This window comes from Streptomyces sp. CB02261, assembly GCF_001905665.1.
Lineage (GTDB): Bacteria > Actinomycetota > Actinomycetes > Streptomycetales > Streptomycetaceae > Streptomyces.
On sequence record NZ_LIVX01000005.1, the window covers coordinates 61,110 to 82,026 of the forward strand.

Below are 20,917 nucleotides of genomic sequence, written 5' to 3' on the forward strand. Positions count from 1 at the left end.
GTGGGCGGCGCGCCGGTCAGCCCTTCACCGCGCCCTGCATGATGCCGCCGACGATCTGCCGGCCGAGCAGGCCGAAGACCAGCAGCACCGGCAGGGTGCCGAGCAGGGTGCCCGCCATGATCACGGACTGGTCGTGGACGTATCCGCCGCCCAGCTGGCGCAGGGCGACCTGGACGGTGGGCTCGGAGGAGGTGAGGGCGACGACGGGCCAGAAGAAGTCGTTCCACGCGGCCATGAAGGTCAGCAGGCCGAGCACGGCCATGCCGGGCCGTGCGATCGGCACCACGATCGACCAGAAGATCCGGGCGGTGGAGGCGCCGTCGACCCGGGCGGCCTCGATCAGTTCGTCCGGCAGGGCCTGCACCAGGTACTGGCGCATGAAGAACACCCCGAAGGCCGACACCAGGCCGGGCAGGATCACCGCCTGGAGCTGGTTCACCCAGCCGAGCTCGGCGATCAGCATGAACAGCGGGATCACGCCCAGCTGCGGCGGGATCATCATGGTGCCGACGGTGATCGCGAGGAGCGCCCCGCGGCCCCGGAAGCGGAGCTTGGCGAAGGCGAACCCGGCGAGCGTGCAGCACAGCACCGTGCCGAGGGTGATCGAGCCGGACACGATGAGGGAGTTGAGGAGGGCCTTGCCGATGTCCGCCTCCTCCAGGACGGCCTCGAAGTTCCGTATCAGATTGGGCCCGGGGAGGAGGGTCGGCGGCACCTTCGCCAGGTCGGCGTTGGAGCGGCTCGCGGCGACGATCGTCCAGTAGAACGGGAAGGCCGAGAAGAGCACGGCGACGATCAGGATCGCGTAGGCGAGCGGACCGGCGTGCAGGGTGCGGCCCGCCCGGGACGCACCGCGCCGGGGTACGCGCGCGCGTACGGAGGCCCGGGGAGCGGCGGGCGGGTCGGAGGGCCCCTGCGGCGCGGGGGCCGGTGCCGGGGCGATCGGCGCGGTCATCGGCCGGCCTCCTTGCGGGAACGGCGGCGCGCGAACAGGGCGTTGACCCCGACGAGCACCACGATGAGCAGGAACATCACCCAGGCGATGGCGGCGGCCCGGCCCAGGTGGAAGAAGCCCCAGCCCTGCTCGTACATGTACAGGCCGAGCGTCTGGTACTGGTGCGAGATGCCGCCCGAGATGGACCCTTCGAGGAGCAGCGGCTCCCCGAACAGCTGGGTCGCGCCGATCGTCGAGACGATCACGGTGAACAGGATCGTGGGCCGCAGCCCCGGCAGCGTGACGTGGAAGAACTGGCGCCACCGCGAGGCGCCGTCCATCGCGGCGGCCTCGTACAGCTCGTCCGGGATCGACTGCATGCCGGCCAGGTAGATCAGCGCGTTGTAGCCGGTCCAGCGCCAGATCACGACCGTGGACACGGCGATCTGCGAGGCGACCGTGCCGTTCTGCCAGTCGACGGGGTCGACGCCGACCAGCCCGAGGGCGTAGTTGATCAGGCCGAAGTCGCGCCCGAAGAGCTGGGCGAAGACGAGGGTGGCGGCGGCCACCGAGGTCGCGTACGGCAGGAGGACCGCGGTCCGCAGGAAGGTGCGGCCGCGCATCCGGTAGTTCAGCAGGTGCGCGAGTCCGAGGGCCATCACCAGCTGCGGCACGGTGGAGAGCACACCGATGGTGAACGTGTTGCGCAGCGAGGTCCAGAAGTACTCGTCGCCGAGGAGCGCGGTGTAGTTGCCGAGGCCGCGCCACTCCATCGTGCCGGGCGTCTGGAGCTCCACCCGGTAGAGCGAGACGAAGGCCGTGTAGATCAGGGGGAAGAGGCCGAAGGCGGCGAACAGGGTGAAGAACGGGGCGAGGTAGGCGTACGGCGAGAACGTCTGCCAGGCCCGCCGGAGGGATCCCCGCCGCGCGGGCGGCGGGACCGGCCTCGGCGGGGCCGGGGTCTCGGATGCGGTGAGGGTCACGGTGCGGCCCTTCGGAGGGGTGCGGGGGAGGGGTCGGGGGGCGCCCTGAGCCCGGCTCGTGCGGGCGCCCCGTGGGAGGCGGGTCCGGTCAGCCGATCGTGTTCTCCACGCCCTTCCTGGCGTTCGACCAGGCCTTCTCCGGCGAGGTCCCCTTCCGCTCGACCTCGCTCAGCGCGTTCGTGATCTGCTGCGCGATGTTCTGGTCGTGCACCCCGAGCACCTGGACCGGGGCCGCCTTCGCCGCGTCACCGAAGATCTGCCCGATCGGGGCGTTCGAGAAGAACGGGTCCTTCGCGCCGGCGACCTTCGCGATCGCGCCGGTGGCGGAGGGGAAGTTGCCCTGCTTCTCGAAGAGCCTGGTCTGCTGCTCGGGCGCGGTCAGCCACTGCACCAGCTCGTACGCCTCCTTCTTGTGCTTCGCGGCCTTCGGCACCGCCAGGTAGGAACCGCCCCAGTTGCCGGCCCCGCCGGGGAGCGTGGCGACGTCCCACTTGCCCTTGCCGGCCTCACCGGCCTGGCCCTTGATGTAGCCGAGCATCCACGCGGGGCACGGGATGGTGGCGAAGGAGCCGGCCGAGAACGCCTGGTTCCACTGCGGGGACCACTGGTCGAGCTTGGCGCTCAGCCCGTCCTGGGCCGCCTTGACGGAGTGGTCCCAGGCGGTGCGCAGGGCGGGGTTGTCCTCCCAGATCAGCTTCCCTGAGGCGTCGTAGTACCGCTCCTTCTCCTGCCCGATCATGATCGAGTAGAGGCTGCCGACGCTGTCGAGCCAGGCGCTCCTGCCGGGGGCCTTCGCCTTGTACTGCTTCCCGAGCGCCAGGTAGCCGTCCCAGGTGGACCACTTCTCGGCGAGCACCTCCCGGTCGGTGGGGAGTCCGGCCTGCTTGAAGAGGTCGGTGCGGTAGCACATGGCCTCGGGGCCGACGTCCGTGCCGAGGCCGAGCACCTCGCCGCCCTTGCCGGTCGCGGCGGCCCACTTGGCCGGGGCGAACTGGTCCTTGAGCTTGTCCGCGCCGTACTTCCGCAGGTCCTCGAACTTGTCCGCCTGCTGCTGGGCGACGGAGGCGATCCGGCCCACCTCGACGGCCTGGATGTCGGCGAGTCCGCCGCCGCCCGCGAGGCGGGTCTGGAGGGACTTCCAGTAGTCGGCCTCGTCCTCCGTGTCCGTCTGCTTGATGGTGATGCCCGGGTGGAGCTTCTCGTACTCGGCGTACAGCCCGGCCTCCTTGTACCCGAAGGAGCCGAACAGGTCGACGGTGAGGGTGACCTCGCCCCCCGCGCCGTCGGCGGACGTGCCGTCCGACGTCCCTCCGCAGGCGGCGAGCAGGGCGCCGGTGAGCGCGAGGGCCCCCAGTCGGACGACGGCTCTCCTCGTGGTGCTGGCGGCTCGGGCGATGGGCATGGGAAGCCTCCCTTGGCTCCGGAACGAGCGAGAGGCTCTGAGAGCGCTCTCAAGCGTGCGGGGGGAGCGTGCCTGGGGAGGGGTCCATCCGTCAAGGCTCGAAGGCGTAACGGACGAGAAGAGGCCTCAACTCCTCGCTGTGTTCAATCTCTTGACACACGCGTTTCGGCGGTTCTACGTTTCCGGCGACTTGAGAGCGCTCTCTGACGACATGAGGTGCCGTTCATGCCAGCCCCCCGCAGAAAACCGGCCGCAGCGCTGGTCCTGGTCTCCGCCCTCGCCGCCCTGGGACTCGGCCCCGCCGCCGCCCCCGCGGCCGCGGCCCCCGTCCCCACGGGCGCCGGAAGCTACTCCGACACCCGCCCCGCCGGAACCTCCGGCCCCACCACCAACACCGGCGCGCCGGTCACCCCCAAGGTCACCGCCGCGGCCCAGGGCAAGCCGGTCCCCACCAACGACTGGTGGTCGTCCCTCGCCTTCCAGCGGTACGGGGACAACCCGTACTCCACCCCGATGTACGGGCACCCGCTCACCTACCAGGCCGTCGCCGGCGGACTGGAGATCGGCTACCCGACCACCCCCGCCGTCGTCGGCGACGGGCGCCAGTACGAGTTCGCCCACAAGCGCGACCTCACCCTCGGCCTCACCGGCCTCAACTCACCCGACACCAAGGCCGACGCCTGGTCCGACTGGACCGTCACGCCCTACTGGTCCGACGGCGCCCGCACCCTGCGCACCACCATCGGCCACGGCATGCCCTTCGTGTACGCCAAGGGCACCGGCGGCGACGCCCGCATCACCACCGCCACCGCGCCCGCCGTCTTCGCCGACCAGGGCAACGTCCTCGGCATCACCGTCGCCGGCCACCACTACGCCCTCTTCGCGCCCGGCGGCACCGACTGGACCGTCTCCGGCTCCACCATCACCGCGGGCCTCGGCGGCAAGGACTACTTCTCCGTCGCCGTCCTGCCCTCCACCGACGCGCTCGCCACCTACCGCAAGTACGCGTTCAGCTTCGTCACCGGATCCACCGTGAACTGGAGCTACGACGCGGGCACCGTACGGGCCGCCTACACCCTCACCACCGAGGCGAAGGAGGGCACCGAGCGCGGCGCGCTCCAGGCCCTCTACCGCCACCAGTGGCTGCACACCACCGACCCGCTCACCCCGTACACGTACGTCTCGCCCCGGGGCACCATGAAGGTCAGGGAGTCCGCCACCTTCACCACCACCCAGCGGGCCGCCGCCACCCTGCCCGGACTGCCGGGCGGCACCGGCGTCGACACCGCCCGGCTGCGCGGCTACCTGAACGAGGTCGCGAACTCCGCCGACCCCTTCTCCGGAGCCGTCGACACCTACTGGACCGGAAAGGCGCTCGGCAAGCTCGCCCAGCTGGTGCCGCTCGCGGACCAGATCGGTGAGACGGCGCTCCGCGACAAGCTGCTGGGCCAGATCAAGGGCCGCCTCCAGGACTGGTTCACGGCCGGAGGGGCGAGCGAGTTCTCGTACGACGGGACCTGGAAGACCCTCACCGGCTACCCGGCGTCCTACGGCAGCGACACCGAGCTCAACGACCACCACTTCCACTACGGCTACTACGTGTACGCCGCGGCGATCGTCGCCCAGTACGACGCGGGCTGGGCCGCCGACTCCGCCTGGGGCGCCATGGTCAAGACGCTGGTCCGCGACACCGCCAACCCCAGCCGCACCGACACCGCCTACCCCTTCCTCCGCGGCTTCGACGTCTACGCCGGACACAGCTGGGCCAGCGGCCACCAGGGCTTCGCGGCCGGCAACAACCAGGAGTCCTCCTCCGAGTCGACCAACCTCAGCGCCGCCCTCGTCCTCTGGGGCTCGGCCACCGGCAACACCCAGCTCCGTGACCTCGGCACCTATCTGCTGACCACCGAGGGCGAGGCGATCGCCCAGTACTGGTTCGACGCCGACCAGCAGGTCTTCCCCGGCTCCTTCCAGCACGACACCGCCGGCATGGTGTGGGGCAGCGGCGCCGCCTACTCCACCTGGTGGACCGCCAACCCCGAGGAGATCCACGGCATCAACGTCCTGCCCGTGACCGGCGGTTCGCTGCACCTCGGCGGACACAAGGAGGCCGTCCGGCGCAACATCGCCGAGCTGGAACGCGAGAACGGCGGCCCCGCCGTCGAATGGCGCGACATCCTCTGGGAGTTCCAGTCCTTCGCCGACCCCGCCGCCGCCAAGGCCAAGTGGGACGCCGGGCACGCCGGCTACACCCCGGAGGCGGGCGAGTCCAAGGCCCACACCTACCACTGGCTCACCGCGCTCGACACCCTCGGCGCGCCCGACGCGACGGTCACCGGATCCATCCCCACCTCCGCCGTCTTCGCCAAGGGCACGACCCGGACGTACGTGGCCCACAACCACGGCTCCACCGCCCGCACCGTCACCTTCTCCGACGGCAAGTCCCTCTCCGTTCCGGCGCGTTCCACCGCCACCGGCAGCGGGACGGGCGGCCCCGGACCCGACCCCGAGCCGGAGCCGGGCACCGGCAACACCTTCCAGCTGCGCACCGGCGGCGCGCTCACCACGGCCACCGGCGCCACGGCGGGCAGCGACACCATCGCCTCGGCCCAGGGCGGCAACCACGACGGCACGCCGAACCGGCCGCTCGTCTACGAGGCCAGGGGCGTCAACGGCACGCTCAGGGCGGGCGGTGCCACCGCGTTCCGCCTCCAGGTCGACGCCGGGACCTCCGTCGGACTCGGCCAGCAGGCCCGGATCAGCTACGACCTCACCGGTGACGGCACCTTCGAGCGGACGGAGACGTACCACTACTTCGCCACCGACCCGGTCACGGGCTGGGAGGAGTACGCCCAGGGGCGCGGTCTCAAGTCCGCCACGGGGACGCTCGGGAACCTGAACCGCGGCACGGTCCGCCTGGAGGTCTGGAGCGCGATCGGCAACGGGGACGCGCGGCTCCAGACAGGCACGGACCGGTCCGTGGTCGTCATCCCCTACGACTGACCACCGGACCAGGAGGAACCCGTCGATTCGGCGGAATCGGCGGTAAGGCGGCGGGCCCCGGTGTCACACCGGGGCCCGCCGCTCCACGCGCTCCCGGCCACGTGCTCCCGGCGCCGTGCTCCCGGCCCGGTCCGGCGGTGGCCGGCCCGGCGTGGCCGGCCCGGCGTCAGGCCGAGTCGCGGCGGACCAGGGACGTCGGAGTGATCACGGACTCCGGGACGGCGGGGCCGGTCCCGTCGAGCAGCCGCATCAACAGCTTCACCATGAGCCGGCCCATGCCCTCGATGTCCTGGTGCACGGTGGTCAGGGCGGGCGAGGTCCTGCGGACCACCGAGTCCATGTCGTCGAAGCCGACGACCGCCACGTCCTCCGGCACCCGCACGCCCCGCTCCCGCAGCGTCAGCAAAGCGCCCGACGCCATCAGGTCGTTGGCGACGAACACCCCGTCGACGTCCGGCCTGCGGTCGAGCAGCTCCGCCATGGCGCGGGCGCCGCTCTCCTCGGTGAAGTCGCCCCGGCACAGCAGGGCGGGATCGGCGTCGATCAGGACGTCCCGGTAGCCGTGGAGCCGGTCGAGCGCGGACGTCTGGTCGTCGGGCCCGGAGATGTGGGCGATGGTCCGCCGGCCGAGACCCACCAGGTGCCGGACCGCCTCGCGGGCGCCGCCGCGGTTGTCGCAGTCGACGAAGGGCACCGAGGGATGCGTGCCGGGGTCCGGCCGTCCGCCGAAGACCACCGGGATGCGGGTCCGGTCGATCACGGCCGGCAACGCGTCGTCGTTGTGCACCGAGAAGGCCAGCGCGCCGTCGACGTGCCCGCCGCCCAGGTAGCGGGCGATCCGCTCGTGGTCCCCCGGCCCCTCCAGCCACAGCAGCACCAGCTGGGTGTCGTGCGCGGCCAGCTCCCGGCTGATGCCGCGCACCTGCTGCTCGAAGAACGGATCGGAGAAGATGCGGAACTCGGGCTCCGCGATGATCACCGCCACGGCCCCGTTGCGCCGGGTGACCAGCGTGCGCGCGGCGTGGTTGGGCACGTAACCGAGCTCGTCGACGGCCCTGCGCACCTTCTCGACCAGCGGAGGACGCACGCCCGCGCCCCCGTTGACGACCCGGGAGGCCGTGGCGCGGGACACGCCGGCGCGAGCGGCGACGGCTTCCAGCGTGGGGCGGGGCCCCGTGGTCTGCTCGGGCAAGGCGGGCGCTCCTCGGCTGCGTGGCACGGTCTGCGGACTGTCGGATCCTGTCGGTTCGTGGGTCCGTGTCGTCGATCAGGATATCCGTAGCCCCGGCCGTTCTGAGAGCGCTCCCAAGAGTCTTGGGCGGAGGGTACGACCCTCCTCTCGCGGGCGGCGTTGTCAGTGCGTCGTGCGACGATCCGGAGCATGATCGTCTCGCTCGAAGCCCTGTTGCCCTCCGACGGTACGCACACCTCGACGACGTACGCCGACTGGGTCGCCGCCCATGACCCGGAAGCGACCGCGGCGGCGCGCGACCTGATCCGGGACATGGCGTCCGAGCTCAACCGGTCCTGGACCAAGCCGGGCGCGTTCGTCGACGCCATGGCCCGGCGGGCGCGGCGGCTCCCGCCGGCGCACCTGCCCTGGTTCTGGGACACCGTGGGCCACCGGCTGATCGGTTACGGGAGTCGTCCGGGCGGCCGGGCGTACGTGGCGGCCCGGACGGCCGAGGCCGAGCACGCGCTCCCGGTCGACCCCGCCTACCGCCGGGGCAACGGACTGCTGTTCGCCCGGGGCGGCGCCATGCCGGCCAAGGAGTTCGGCGCGCACCAGAGGTTCCTCGCCGAGACCCTGGAGCCCGCCGAGGCGCACGCGGCCCTGGGCGCGTTCCTGACCGCGTGGGCGGGCTCGAAGGCGGACCTGCCGGCGGACCTCGTGCGCCGGGTGCGGGCCTCCGCCAAGGCCGCCGGGCACGGGGAGGACGAGGTGGCCCGAGTCGTCGGCGCGATCGTGTCGGTGGCCCGGAAGAAGTCCGTACCGGACGCGCTCCTCACCGCCGCCGAGCCGGTCCTGACGGCCCATCCGCCGACGGACGAGGTCGCCGCTGGGCTCGTCGAGGTCTTCCCGGAGGGCGTCACCGACGGCGGTGCGTGGCTGCGGACGCTGATCGGCTGTGGGGCGACCGGGGCGATGGAGTCCGGGCGGATCGTGCCGGAGGGCGGACTGCACCACTGGGTCGGGCACTTCGTCCACATGTACCAGTACGCGCAGCAGCCCCGCGGAGGCGTCGGACGGCAGGCGCTCCCGCCCGAGTTCCTCGACCTGGTGGACCGACTGGGACCACGTCTGCGGGCGGCGGGGCAGCCGGTGACCCTCCACACCACCCGGCACCACTACAAGGGCTTCGACGCGGACGTCCTCGACGCCTGCCTGGCCGCCGGGGCCACGGTCGTCGACCCCGGCCCCGAGACGCGGATGCACTTCTGGGGCGAGCGGTCGCGGCGGGACCTGGCCGCGCTCGCCGCCGACCCCGTGTTCGGCACCCGCCTCGAAGGGGCCGTGCACGCCGGGCTGCTGCCCGACGGGTTCATGATCCCTGTGCGCAAGCCCGGCAGCGCGGTGACGCTGCTCCCGGGGAACGAGGGCATCGCCCAGGAGGTGGCCGCCCGCGTCGGCAAGCTCCTCGACACCGTCGGAGCCGGCGGCATGGCGGGGGCCGAGGAGGCCGTGGCCGAGCTGGAGACCCTCCTCGACCGGCCGACGGTGACGGCGCTCGACGGGATCGGCGACGCCCTCGCGGACGCCTCGGCCGCGGGCGCGCTGCGTCGCTCGCTGGCGGCCGGACTGCCGGAGGAACTGGCCTGGCCGGCCCTGGAGTCGGTGTACGCGGAGTTCGCGGCGGAGGCGGTTCGCGAGGGTGCGGAGGCGGGGCGCGACGGGGCGGACGGCGTCCGTGCGGGAGCGGACGCGCGGGAAGGGGCGGGTGACGGTGCTTCGGCGGCCGGGGACGCCGGGCCGCTCGGCGTGGACGGGCCGCCCGGTGTCGAGGGCGTGACCTGCACCTGGCCGGTGCTCACGGTGTTCGGGCGCGACCGGGCCGTCGCCGTCGACCCCCATGGGGTGCGGGGCTCCTGCCGGTTCACGGTGCCCGTGGAGGCGACCATGATCGCCGTGCACCACGTGGGCGGTTCCTTCCTGGTGAGCTGGAGCCTCAAGCCGGACCCGCACTACTGCGACACGGCCTTCTGGGCCGACCGCCCGGAGGCGCCGTTCACCCCCGTCGAGCTGGGCGGCATGGTGCCCTTCGGCGGCAGCCTGGACGGGGCGTACGGCTTCCAGTTCGAGACCGCCGACGGAGGCGGCCGGCACGGGGGCCTCCGGGTGACGCGCCCGGGCGACACGGACGGGATCGACGGGGACGAGCTGCAGCTCGGTGACGGCTCCCGGATCTGGACCAACGCCGTCTACGGACGGCAGCCGTGGGAGGTCGTCGACCCGGTCACCGGCGAGCGGCGCGGCGCGACGCCCCTGCCGGACTTCCCCGGCCGGGCCCCGAACCCCGATCCGGCGGCGGAGCCGTCCGAGACCGGCATGTCCCTCGCCCACGAGGCCCTGCACCTGGCGCCGCTGCCCGCGGGACTCGACGACTCCCCGCTCGGCAGCCGGGACGGACTCGTAGGGACCCGGATCCTGTACCGCACCCGGCACCGTGACCACGCGCCCGACCACTTCCTGGTGGAGAGCGTCGACGGGCGCACGGCACGCTTCGACATCGACCGGCCCGGCCAGAAGCCCTGGGGGCTCTGGGCGCCCCCGGAGGGCGCGGTCGAGGACGTGGTCCTCGCCGAGGCGCAGACCCGCACGGGCGTCCGCGCGTACACCGCCGACGGGGACCTGCTGTGGGAACTGGACGGGCACCGGACGCCCCGGAACCGCTGGGGGAGGGTGAACCGCCGGGTGACCGTGTCCCAGGGTATGGCCCTGCCCCCGGCCTACTGGTACCTGCTGCGGACCCGTGACGAGGCCGGCTCGCGTGCGCTGCGGACCGTGGGGAGCGCGACCGCCGACGCGCTCCTGACCGCCGCCCTCGACGGTGACGCCGAGGTGCTGCGCGCCGCCGTGGCGCGGGAGCTGCCGGGAGTCACCGACCCGGTCCTCCGCGAGGCGGTCGTGGCGGTGGCCGTGCGCGCCGCCCGGGTGGAGGAGCGGCGGCGCGCCCTGCACCGCCGGGTCACCCTGCTCGCCGAGGCGCCGCCCGCGCCGCCGCGCCGGACCGCTCCGGACACCGAGCTGGTGCCCGCCCTGTTCGGTCTCACGTCCGAGGGGCACGACACCTGGCGCCGGACCGCGGACGTCGCCCTGCCGGCGACCCTGAGCGCCCTGGCCGCCGACGGCGCCTGCCTCACCGGGACGATCGTGGAGGAGGTGCGGCGGCTCTCCCCGCCCGCGCCGCCGCACGACTGGTCCCAGCTCCTCGGCTCGATCGACGCCGTCGCCTGGCGGGCGGCGGTGGCGCCGACACCGGACGCGGAGCGGACCGCGCTGATCGCGCTCCTCGACACCTGGGCCGACCAGCCGTTCGCCCGCGAGGGCAGCCGCTGGTGGGTGGGCCGCACGCCCGATTCCGCGCCCCTGGACGCCCTGCGGGAGGGCGGGACGGCCGTGGCCTCCGCCGGGGTGTGGGACGGCGGGGCGGCCTGCTGGTTCGTCGCCCCCGCCGCCCCGGCACCGGGCGACGCCGACCCCGTCGCGAAGGCCGCCCCGGAGGCCCGGCTCGTACGGGTGGAGCGGGACGACGCCACCCGGCTGCGGGCGCTGCTCGCGGCGATCGACGCCCATGGCCCCGTCCCCGTGCCGGAGTCGGCCGCCCTGCGCTTCTCCGAACTGACGGGCGTACGGCGAGCGGTGGCCAGGCTGGTGGTCGCGGGTCTCGTCGGCAGGTCGGAGCGGGACGCGGACCGTGCCCTCGCCCGCAAGGCGCCGTACAGGGCGACCCCACTGACGGTCGAGGCCTACGAGAAACTGCGCGAGCGCCTCGGGGCCGCCGGCCGCAGGGCCGTCCTGGCCGCGGCCCTGCCCGACGACCCGGCCGTGCTGTGGCAGGCAGGCGGGGTCGAGGCGGCCGTGGAGCGGATGGCCGGGGTGTGGCGGGAGCTGCTCGGTGTGCTGCCCGTCGTCCACGACGAGGCGGCCGACGCGCTGGAGGCATCGCTGGGACTCTCCGAGGTGTGGGCCCGACGCCTCGCGGGCGGCTACGACGCCGCCGAGGACACCACGGTGCAGGCGGCCGGCTGGGAGCTCGTGGCGAGCCGGTACGGCCCCGGCGTGGACGTGCGGGCACTCCCTCCGGAGGGAACCGAGGTGCGCTACGGCACCCCCGTGGGCCTTCCGCTCCTGCGGATCGCGAGCGCGCTGGTGTGGGCGTGGACCGACCGGCCCGTCGGCGACCCCGCGACGGCCGGCGCGGCCGTCCTGCACGACCGGCTGCGGGCCGAACTGGCCCGCCCGGACCTGCTCCTGGAGCTGCCGGACGGCCACATCCAGGACACCACGGTGCCGATCCCCGAGCGGTTCGGGCCGGCGCGGATGCCCGTGGCGACGGACCGCCGCGAGGACGAGAAGCCTCCCGCCCTCGCGTACGACTCCGGCCCCCTGGTGGTGTGCGCTCCCGGCGGCGCCGCCTTCCTGCGGCCCGCCGAGGTCGCGGACCCCGAGGCGTGGCGACGCGTCCGCGAGATCACCGACCTCGCGGAGGCGCTCGACCGGGTCGCGCCGCTCCTTAGCGGCGGCGGCCTCGACCGGATGCGGCACCGGGCGCGTTCGGGAGCGGTCCCGGACGGCGCGTACGAGGCGGACCCGCGTCGTTCCTGCCCGGAACTGGTCGCGCGTGCGGCGGAGGAACTCGGCGTGGGTCCGGACGCGGCCGCGCTGTACCTCCAGCTGGCCACGCTCGCGGCCCCCACCGACCGGGACGTGCGCCGGTGGAACGGCTGGACGACCAAGCGGCACGCGGAGGTGAGGGCGGAACTCCTCACCACGGGCGCGGTGATCGAGGCCAAGCGGGCACGGGCCGGCCGGACCCTCTTCCTGCCCGGCGGGTGGACCGAGCTGAAGGCCCCGCACCTGCCGCTGGAGACCGTGAAGCTGGCGAGCCACCTGGTGCGCCCGCTGTGGGGCAACGAGATCCGGGCACCGTTCGGACGGGTGCTGCCGACGGCGCCCCTGCACGAGATGTTCGCCGAGGCGTGGGAGCGGGGCCGGTGACACCCGGCCCGCGGGACGGGGCCCCTGCGGGCCCCGCGCCTACCTCCCGGGCGACGCCCGGAGCGCGGCGCGGGCCGCGCGGTACGCCGCGGCGGGATCGGAGCACGGCTCGCCGGCCGGCTGCCAGGTGCCGTAGCGCTCGACGTAGGGGTGCCAGCGGAGGTCGGGGCCGTACCGCAGCTGGACCCGGGCGGGCGCGTCGGTGAGGTGGTTGTGGTGCCGTTCCACGGGGGCGGTGGGGGAGGGACGGAGCGGCTGGACGGCGTGCTCGGCCGAGGCGAGGACGTCGGGGTCGGCCGGCCGCGGCGCCAGGAAGGTGGCGACGGCGGCCCGCCCGCCGTACCGGTGTGCCAGGGCCAGGAGCCGCATCCGCCCCGGTGTCACGCCGAGCCGCTCGGCGGCGGCCTCCAGGTGGGCGTCTCCGCCGCGGGCGACGAAGCGGGCGACGTCGGCGGTGACGTCGTCGACCCCCTCGTCCGCCCCCGTCGGGGCGTCGCCGGGACCGTCGAGGAGGACGGCCGCGCGATGAGCGGCGTCGGCCACCAGCGCCCGCAGCACCTCCAGACCGGGAAGCGGCGACGGCGGCGCGTCGCCGAGCCCGTCCAGTACGGACATGGCGCCGTCACCCGCACCCCGGGGCAGCGGCGCGGCCCCGTCGGTCATCCCGTGTCCCCGGTCCTGGTCCAATGCGGTCCCTCTCCCTTAGGCTGCGTGATCCACATCGTTCGGGGGATCATGAACTTCACGCGTTGGCGCAAGCCGTCGGCCTTCCTGCTGCTGACCCTGGCGGTCGCCTTCGGGGCCTTGGCCGTGGCCGGACTCGAGGCGGGAGGCGAGGGCGCTCTGGTCCTGCTGCTCACGCTCCGGGAGTACGTCCTCCTGTCGGGAGGACTCGCCCTGGCCGCGCTGACCGGGGCGGTCCTGCTGGGGCTGACGAAGTCCTCGCTGCGCGTACCCCTGGTCACGATGCTGCTCGTCGTCGGCGTCCCGACACTGTTTCTGGGCGGCGTGGCCTCCGCGTTGTCCGGCGACTCGGACGAGGAGGTGGCGACGGCGTCGGCCCCCGGCCCGGGCGACCGCCGGCTGGTCGTGATGTCGGGCAGCGCCTCCATCGACCCCGTCCGGTGCGTCTACGTCCATGAAGGGAGCCGCCTTCGGGAGCGCCGCTGGCGCGTCGGCTGCTTCAACGGCGATTCCGAGGACAACGCACTCCGCGAGACCGCGTGGACGGCTCCGGACCGGATCCGCATGACCACCGCGGGAGGCGTGTCCCACTACGTCGACATCACCCCGGGCGGTCGCCCCGACCGGGTCCTCTCCATCGGCTAGTCCGCGTCCGGAGGCCGGAGGGGGCGCCGCGTCCGGCAGCGGCCGTAGGAGCCGGAGCGGCGCCGTGGCGGTCACCGCGAGCCTCCGAGGCGGACGAGGTCGGCGAGGTCGCGGTCGCTGAGTCGGGCGAGGCCGGTGTCGCCGCTGCCGAGGACCGTGTCCTGCAAGGACCGCTTGTGGGTCAGGAGTTGATCGATCCGGTCCTCGATCGTGCCGCGAGTGATCAGGCGGTGCACGGTGACGGTCTGCCGCTGCCCGATCCGGTGCGCACGGTCGGAGGCCTGGTCCTCGACCGCGGCGTTCCAGCTGCGGTCGAAGTGGACGACATGGCTGGCCCTGGTCAGGGTGAGGCCCGTACCACCCGCCTTGACCGAGAGCACGAACAGCGGCGAGCGGCCCGCCTGGAAGGCGTCGACGAGCTCCTGCCGCCGCCGGGCGTCCAGGCCGCCGTGCAGGAACAACGGGCGATGGCCGAGATGCGTGAGGTGCTCGGTGAGCAGCCGCCCCATGGTGACGTAACTCGTGAAGACGAGCGCCGCCTCGCCGCGCCCGGTGATCGTCCCGACGAGTTCGGCGAGCGCCTCCAGTTTGGCCGACCGGGCGGTGAACTCCCCCGCGCGGGCCCGGCCCGGGTGCTCCTCGCCCCAGTAGTGGGCGGGGTGGTTGGTGATCTGCTTCAGCGCGGTGATCAGCTTGAACACCAGGCCGGACCGGGCGAGGGACGGGGCGTCGGCGAGCTGTTCCATCGTCTCGCGGACGACGGCCTCGTACAGGGCGACCTGTTCGGGGGTCAGTTCGACGATCCGCCGGGTCTCGACCTTCGCGGGCAGCTCGGGGGCGACGCCGGGGTCGGTCTTCCTGCGGCGCAGCAGGAACGGTGCGATCAGCCGGGCGAGGGCGCGCGCGGCCGGACCGTCCGGGTCACGCTCGGCGGCGGCCGCGTACCGCGACCGGAAGGCCTTCAGGGAGCCGAAGAGGCCCGGGTTGACCCAGTCGAGCAGGGTCCACAGCTCGGAGAGGTTGTTCTCCACCGGGGTCCCCGTCAGCGCGAGCCGTGTCGTCGAGGTGAGCGCGTGCAGACGGCGGGCGGTGGAGGAGGCGTGGTTCTTCGCGTGCTGGGCCTCGTCCGCGATCACCAGGTCCCAACGGCGCTCCGCCAGTGCGGTGTCGCGGCGCAGGACGCCGTACGTGGTGAGGACGACGGTCCGGTCCCCGGCGGCGTCCAGGCTGCGCCGGCTGCCGTGGTAGACGGTCACGTCGAGCCCGGGCGCGAACCGGCGGTACTCCCGCTCCCAGTTCGTCACCAGCGACGAGGGACACACCACGAGCACCGGACCGCGACGCCCGTTCTCGTACCGGTGCAGGGTGTACGCGATGGCGGTGAGGGTCTTGCCGAGGCCCATGTCGTCGGCGAGGACCGCGCCGAACCCGGTCCCGCCGGTGTGCGACAGCCAGGAGAGCGCCCGCCCCTGGTAACCACGGAGTACGGCCGCGAGCCCGGCCGGTGCGGGAACAGGCACCGCGTGCTCACCCCGGCGCAGGACGTCGACCACCCCGGCGAGGTCTCCGCCCGCCCGGCACGGCACCGTCCGGCCGTCGACGTCCACCGTGCCGGTGAGGGCGGCGGTGAGCGCGTCGATCCCGGCGAGCCGGCCGATCTCCCGACGCCGGACCCGCGCGACCGTGAGCGGGTCGAGCAGCACCCAGCGGCCCCGCACCCGGACCAGGGGGCGGGCCGCCTCGGCGAGTTCGTCCATCTCGGCCTCGCTCAGCACGTCCCCGCCGAGCGCCAACTGCCAGCGGAAGTCGAGCAGCGCCTGGAGGCTGAACCTCGGCGCCCCGTCGGCGGCCCCGCTGCCGGGCACGGCGTCCGCCCGGTCGGTGCCTTCCGTGCCCGTGCCGGTCTCCGCGCCGACGACCGTGTGCGCGGAGAGCAGGTCGCGCAGTCCGGGCGGCCAGCGGAGCACCAGACCCTCGGTGGCCAGGTCCGTCTCCGCCTCCAGGAGCCGGGCGATCCCCGCCGCGTCCGCCACCAGCTTTCCGGGCGCGGCGAGCAGCCCGGACAGGACCGCGCAGCGGCGCACCGAGCGTTCGAGGCGCCGCCGCACCCGCTCCCGCAGGTGGTACGGCTCGACGCCCGCCTCCACGCCCCGCCCCGTACCGAGGAGGGCCGCGGCCACCTCGTGGTCCGGCCGGGACGGGTCGACGGCCACGAGGAGACGGCCGGTCAGGCGGCCCGCGACGGCGTCCTCCTCGGACGGGGCGGCGAACTCGACGACGAGTCCGGGCGGCGGACCGCTGTCCAGCCGGTCCTCCACCATGTCCAGCCACGGCCGGACCCGCTCGACGTCGGCCTCGGGGAGCGGTCGGCCGGTCGGCCCGAGGAACGGGCCGGCGCCGAAGAGGGCCGCGGCCGGGGGCCGGAGCATCATGTCGGCGACGGCGTCGAGGAACGCCGGCACGGTCTCCCGCGTACCCGGCGACGTCTCCGCCACGGGGTGGGGAGCGGTACGACGGGACAGCTCCTCCACCTCCCGGGCGAGGGCGACCGGCAGCGGTCCCACCCGCCACCGGTCCACGCCGTCGACGGAGAGCGCCGGACGGACGAGCCCCGCCGCGACGGCCCGGAGCCCCAGCCGGGCCGCCTCCTCCCACCCCGTCGCCGTCGGATGCCATCCGGCGGCCCGGTCGCGCCGCAGCAGGACCGGAACGGCCCGGTCCAGCGGGACACGCCACCCCACCACCGGCACGGGCGCGGACCCCGGCGCGGGCAGGAGCCGGCGGCGCGCGACGGACAGCGGCGCCGGAAGCTCGGCGTCCGGCATCGGACCTCCGTCGGCCCGGTGGAGCAGCAGCCCGGCCGGCTCGCCGCCGCCCTCGGCGGGGAGGAACGTGACGGCGCATCCGGCGGCGAGGGCCTCCCGGACGACGTCGGCGACCGGAACCCGCGAGACGGGTGCGGGGGAGGGGCGACCGGCGCCGCCACCGCCGCTGCCCGCGGCACCGGGCACCGGGGAGGGGACGGGCCGTGGCCGGGGCAGGGTGGCGGCCGACGGAAGGGGGACGGCGGCCGGATCGCGCGACGGGTGGGCGGCCCGCGGGGGTGGCGCGGTGGCCGGGACGCGCGCGGTGTCTCCCGCCGTCGGGAGTTGTACGGCGGCCGGATCGTGAGCCGTGTCCGCCGGCCGCGCCGGGGGAGTGTGCGCGGCGTCCACGGCGACCAGCTCCGCCATCAGCGCCGACGCCGCCGCGCGGCGGGCGTCCCCCCTCGTCCTCGCACGGCAGGAGACCCGCACCTCGGCTCCCGTACGCACATGCGTGCACGTGTAGGAGCAGAAGACGCTCTTCGGGGCGGCCGCGAACGTCGACTCCGGCTTGGAGATCAGGTCCAACTGGGTGTACTTGTTCAGGTACTTCACCGGATCCTGGCCCTCCGGCACCGGCTGGATCCGCGCCGCCGGTCGCGCCCCCGCGTCGTCCGGTGCCCGCTCCGTCTCGGGCTCGGGCAACCCCGTCAGTTCCGCGAGGAGAGCGACCGCGCCGAGGTGCACGGCCTGCCGACGATCGCGCGCCCACCGCTCGGCACCCCGCACCGTCCGACGGTGAACCGGGACGGCCGCGTCGCCGACTGCCCGACTGTGGACCGCTGCATCCGCGTTGGGGACCGTCCGGCCGCGGCCCACTGCGCCCGCTTCGTCGACCGCCCGACCGTCGCCCGTCCGGCCGTGGACCGAACCGCCCTCGCCGTCGCCCGTCCGGCCGCGACCCGAAGCGCCCACACCGTCGACCGCCGGCCCGCGGCCCACTGCGCCCGCTTCGTCGACCGCCCGACCGTCGCCCGTCCGGCCGTGGACCGAACCGCCCCCGCCGTCGATCACCCGGCCGTCGACCCGTAACCCCGCGCCGTCGACCGCCGCGCGGCCGTCCACCGGTTCCGCCCCGGCTCCGCCCTCCCACGTCCAGCGGCAGGTGAAGCCTTCCTCGGACGGGACGACCGTGTGCAGGGCCTGCGCCCCCCGTTCCTCCGCGTGCCGCCGCAGCAGGGTGGCCGCCGCGGACTGCATGCGGGCGGCGACCCGCAGGGCGCACAGGCGTGGTTGGCGCCAGGCGGGGCCTCGCGCGCCGAACAGGAGGAGCTGGACGTCCCGGTGCCTCAGCCGGGCGGCGGCCGCCCGGCGGGCGACCTCGGCCGTGAGGGCCTCGCCGGGTTCCGCGGTGGCGACCCGCGCGTGCAGCAGCGACTCGAAGGCCTCCGTGCCCATGCCCGGCACGGTGAGGCGAGCGCCTCCCGCCCGCCCCGCCGGGCCCTCGGTCCCGGCGAGTCGGCGCAGCAACGCGTCGGCGGCGGAGCGGCGGGCCAGCGCCGCCGTCGGAGCGCTCCGCGCCGGGCCGGTCACCTGCGCGCCGACCGGGCCGATCCGTACCGCGGCCGTGTGCAGCACGTGCCCGTTCGCCTGGTGCTCCGCCGACTCGTCGTACGTCGGGGGCGGCCAGGACTCGATCTGCGCGTGCGCCGTGAGCACCTGCTGCGGCACCTCCGGCGTGCCTTCGAGACCCTCGACGGCGAGACGGCGGGCCGGCAGCCACCCGGGGTGGTCGTCCGTGACCAGCAGGAGCATCCGCAGGTCCGCTCGCGTCAGCTGCCCCGCGCGGGCCAGGCGCTCGGCCTCGGACACGATCCCGGCATCGAACCGGCCTTCGAGGACGGCCCCCCTGGCCCGCTCGTGCCACGGGGGCCGCACGTCGGCCGCAGTGGAGGCGCCGGAGTGCCGGACGTCGTCGGCGAGCTGAGGACGACCACCCAAGAGGAGACCCTCCGTACGCGGAACGTGATGGAACGAGCGCGTTCAGTATACGGAGGCGGGCGGTCCTCGATCGTCCAACGGGCTCCGGACGGGCTCCGGTTGGCGGGTCAGACGGGGCGCTTCCACTCGCGGAGCAGCAGATATCCCAGGTACGCCCCGCCCACGGCCATCGTGTACAGGCCGACCGGCAGGTCGTCGAAGAGCGGCAGCTGCTGAGCCGTCAGGTCGGCGAGCACCAGCAGCAGGGCCCCGAGCAGGGTGGACATGACCAGGTGCGGGCCGCCGCTGCGGGTGACGCGCTTGGCGATCTGCGGCGCGGTCAGGGAGACGAACGCGATGGGGCCGGCCACGCTCACCGCCCCCGCCGATAGGACGATCGACAGCACGACCGCCAGGGTCGCGGTACGGCCGGGGCGGGCGCCCAGGCCGGTGGAGAGGTCGTCCCCCATCTCGCCGACGCTCAGGGGCCGTGCCAGGAGGGCCGCGAACGGCAGGGTGACGAGCAGCACCGTCCAGATGGTCGCCGCGTCGTCCCAGGAGCGGGCGGAGAGGCTGCCGTTGATGTAGGCGGTCAGCGCGCTGGCCTTGTCGCGCTCCACGGCGTACACCACGTACTGGGTCAGCGCCGTCGCCATCGCGGCCACGCCGATGCCGGCCACCACGAGCCGTCCCGGGCTGCGGAAGCCGGTGCCGGTGGCGACGAACACGACCGCCATGGCGACGACGGCGCCGATCAGGGCCCCGACGGCCACCGGCATGACGTCGGGCAGGAACAGGGCCGCGGCCGCGGCGCCCGCCCCGGCTCCGGCGCCGAGCCCGATCACGTCCGGGCTGCCCAGCGGGTTGCGGGTGACGGACTGGAAGAGGGCCCCGGACAGGCCGAAGGCCGCGCCGGTGGCGATGGCCACGGTGAGCCGGGGGCCGCGCAGCCTGTTGAGGACGAAGGCGTTCTTGCCGGTGGCGTCACCGGCGAGGGCCGACGGCAGGTCGGGCAGGTCGATGCCGAGCCTGCCCATCGACAGGGTGGCGACGGCCGCTCCGCAGAGCAGGAGCAGCGTCACCACGGCGGCGATCACGGAGGAGCGGCGCACGGGGACGGAGACCCAGGGGCCGATCCGCAGCACACCGCGGCCGGCGGGGCGTACCTCCCGCTTCGCCGGCACGGAGCGGTCCTGGACGGCGGTCCGGTCGGCGGTCGTCATGCCGCTCCCCTCATACGTCGGACGGCGAAGAGCAGGGCGGGGGCACCGACGAAGGCGGTGACCACGCCGACCATCAGCTCCTGCGGGCGCAGCAGGACCCGGCCGATGACGTCGGCGAAGAGCAGCAGCGTGGGCCCCGCGAGGCAGGTGAGCAGGATCTGGGCCCGGAAGTCGGCGCCCACGAGGACCCGCACCACGTGCGGGACGGCGAGGCCGACGAAGGCGATGGGCCCGACGGCCGCCGTCGCGGCGGCGGCGAGCAGGGTCGCGGCGAGGAGCCCGGCCCCCTTGACGCGGGCGGGACTGATGCCGAGGGAGGCGGCCTTGTCGTCGCCCATCGCCATGGCGTTCAGCCCCGGCGCGAGCAGCAGGGCGAGGAGCAGACCCGCCGCGGCGAACGGCAGGACGGCCCAGAAGGCGTCGAACCCGCGTCCGCCGAGCGCGCCCACCACCCAGTAGCGGTACGTGTCGAAGACCCGCGGGTTGGACAGGGCGACGGCCTGGATGAACGCGGCGAGGACCGCGGAGAGCACCGCGCCGGCGAGGACCAGGCGGACGGGTCCGCCGCCACCGCCCGCGGTGCCGACGACATGGACGACGACACCGGTGAGGAGGGCGCCGAGGAGCGCCCACCAGATGGTCTCCCGCTGCCCGCCGGCGCCGAGGAACGCGGTCGCGGCGACGATGCTCGCGGACGCGCCCGCGTTGATGCCGAGAAGTCCCGGCTCGGCGAGCGGGTTGCGTGTGATGCCCTGCATCAGGGTGCCGGCGACACCGAGGCTGAGGCCCGCGAGCACGCCGAGGGCCGTGCGCGGGTAGCGGCTCTCGACGACGGTACGGGTGTAGCCGTCGACGTCACCGGTGAGCACCCGCAGGACGTCGCCCGCGGACGTCGGCCTGCTGCCGAACATGACGCTGGCGAGGAGCGCCAGGGCGAGCAGGACCAGGCACAGGGCGGCGGCCATGACATGCCGGGCAGGGCCCCGCCGTACGACGGCGGGGCCCTGGCCGATCCGGGAGAGAGTGGTCACGCTGGATC

At 74.6% G+C, this 20,917-nt stretch carries 11 protein-coding genes; 3 read left to right on the forward strand and 8 right to left on the reverse strand.

What is annotated here, in order from left to right:
• Positions 1-16: 16 nt before the first annotated feature.
• The 3 genes from AMK29_RS17775 to AMK29_RS17785 all read right to left on the reverse strand — a co-directional run bounded on the left by AMK29_RS17775 (position 17) and on the right by AMK29_RS17785 (position 3,319).
• Complete coding sequence (locus tag AMK29_RS17775; protein ID WP_073813995.1) at positions 17-955, reverse strand: carbohydrate ABC transporter permease; 939 nt, start codon at positions 953-955, stop codon at positions 17-19.
• Positions 952-1,917 carry a carbohydrate ABC transporter permease gene (locus AMK29_RS17780; protein WP_073813996.1) on the reverse strand — a complete coding sequence of 322 codons (966 nt, stop codon included), beginning with the start codon at positions 1,915-1,917 and terminating at the stop codon, positions 952-954. Before AMK29_RS17780 ends, AMK29_RS17775 begins: the two co-directional genes overlap by 4 nt.
• A gap of 88 nt (positions 1,918-2,005) precedes the next feature.
• A complete protein-coding gene (locus tag AMK29_RS17785) occupies positions 2,006-3,319 on the reverse strand; it encodes an ABC transporter substrate-binding protein (protein WP_073813997.1) in 1,314 nt (437 codons plus the stop codon).
• Between the two features lie 225 nt (positions 3,320-3,544).
• On the opposite strand from AMK29_RS17785, the gene AMK29_RS17790 reads away from it, so the two are divergent.
• Entirely contained in the window at positions 3,545-6,322 is a 2,778-nt protein-coding gene (locus tag AMK29_RS17790; protein ID WP_073813999.1) for a glycosyl hydrolase, read from the forward strand.
• A gap of 166 nt (positions 6,323-6,488) precedes the next feature.
• Here the strand turns inward: AMK29_RS17790 and AMK29_RS17795 are convergent, their stop codons facing one another.
• Entirely contained in the window at positions 6,489-7,514 is a 1,026-nt protein-coding gene (locus AMK29_RS17795; RefSeq protein WP_073814000.1) for a LacI family DNA-binding transcriptional regulator, read from the reverse strand.
• A gap of 189 nt (positions 7,515-7,703) precedes the next feature.
• On the opposite strand from AMK29_RS17795, the gene AMK29_RS17800 reads away from it, so the two are divergent.
• Positions 7,704-12,542, forward strand: a complete 4,839-nt coding sequence (locus AMK29_RS17800; RefSeq protein WP_073814001.1) for a hypothetical protein — start codon at positions 7,704-7,706, stop codon at positions 12,540-12,542.
• A gap of 39 nt (positions 12,543-12,581) precedes the next feature.
• On the opposite strand, the gene AMK29_RS17805 is transcribed toward AMK29_RS17800, so the two are convergent.
• Complete coding sequence (locus AMK29_RS17805) at positions 12,582-13,205, reverse strand: hypothetical protein (protein ID WP_073814003.1); 624 nt, start codon at positions 13,203-13,205, stop codon at positions 12,582-12,584.
• A 72-nt stretch (positions 13,206-13,277) separates the two neighbouring features.
• Here AMK29_RS17805 and AMK29_RS17810 point away from each other — a divergent pair, with 72 nt between their 5' ends.
• On the forward strand, positions 13,278-13,871 hold the full coding sequence (locus AMK29_RS17810; RefSeq protein ID WP_073814004.1) for a hypothetical protein: 594 nt from the start codon (positions 13,278-13,280) through the stop codon (positions 13,869-13,871).
• 71 nt (positions 13,872-13,942) lie between these two features.
• Here AMK29_RS17810 and AMK29_RS37175 read toward each other — a convergent pair whose 3' ends face one another.
• The 3 genes from AMK29_RS37175 to AMK29_RS17825 form a co-directional block, all read right to left on the reverse strand.
• Positions 13,943-18,676, reverse strand: coding sequence for a DEAD/DEAH box helicase (locus AMK29_RS37175; protein ID WP_241845479.1), 4,734 nt, complete (start codon positions 18,674-18,676; stop codon positions 13,943-13,945).
• A 107-nt stretch (positions 18,677-18,783) separates the two neighbouring features.
• Positions 18,784-19,878 carry a FecCD family ABC transporter permease gene (locus AMK29_RS17820; RefSeq protein ID WP_073814005.1) on the reverse strand — a complete coding sequence of 365 codons (1,095 nt, stop codon included), beginning with the start codon at positions 19,876-19,878 and terminating at the stop codon, positions 18,784-18,786.
• Positions 19,875-20,909 carry a FecCD family ABC transporter permease gene (locus tag AMK29_RS17825; RefSeq protein ID WP_073814007.1) on the reverse strand — a complete coding sequence of 345 codons (1,035 nt, stop codon included), beginning with the start codon at positions 20,907-20,909 and terminating at the stop codon, positions 19,875-19,877. The genes AMK29_RS17820 and AMK29_RS17825 overlap by 4 nt, the downstream gene beginning before the upstream one ends.
• Positions 20,910-20,917 lie beyond the last annotated feature (8 nt).

What these genes read in the sequence shown, in the direction of transcription:
- AMK29_RS17805 (WP_073814003.1), bottom strand. Translation starts at nt 13,205, where the DNA reads ATGACCGACGGGGCCGCGCCGCTGCCCCGGGGTGCGGGTGACGGCGCC.
- AMK29_RS17800 (WP_073814001.1), top strand. Translation starts at nt 7,704, where the DNA reads ATGATCGTCTCGCTCGAAGCCCTGTTGCCCTCCGACGGTACGCACACC.
- AMK29_RS17820 (WP_073814005.1), bottom strand. Translation starts at nt 19,878, where the DNA reads ATGACGACCGCCGACCGGACCGCCGTCCAGGACCGCTCCGTGCCGGCG.
- AMK29_RS17810 (WP_073814004.1), top strand. Translation starts at nt 13,278, where the DNA reads ATGAACTTCACGCGTTGGCGCAAGCCGTCGGCCTTCCTGCTGCTGACC.
- AMK29_RS17775 (WP_073813995.1), bottom strand. Translation starts at nt 955, where the DNA reads ATGACCGCGCCGATCGCCCCGGCACCGGCCCCCGCGCCGCAGGGGCCC.
- AMK29_RS17790 (WP_073813999.1), top strand. Translation starts at nt 3,545, where the DNA reads ATGCCAGCCCCCCGCAGAAAACCGGCCGCAGCGCTGGTCCTGGTCTCC.
- AMK29_RS17785 (WP_073813997.1), bottom strand. Translation starts at nt 3,319, where the DNA reads ATGCCCATCGCCCGAGCCGCCAGCACCACGAGGAGAGCCGTCGTCCGA.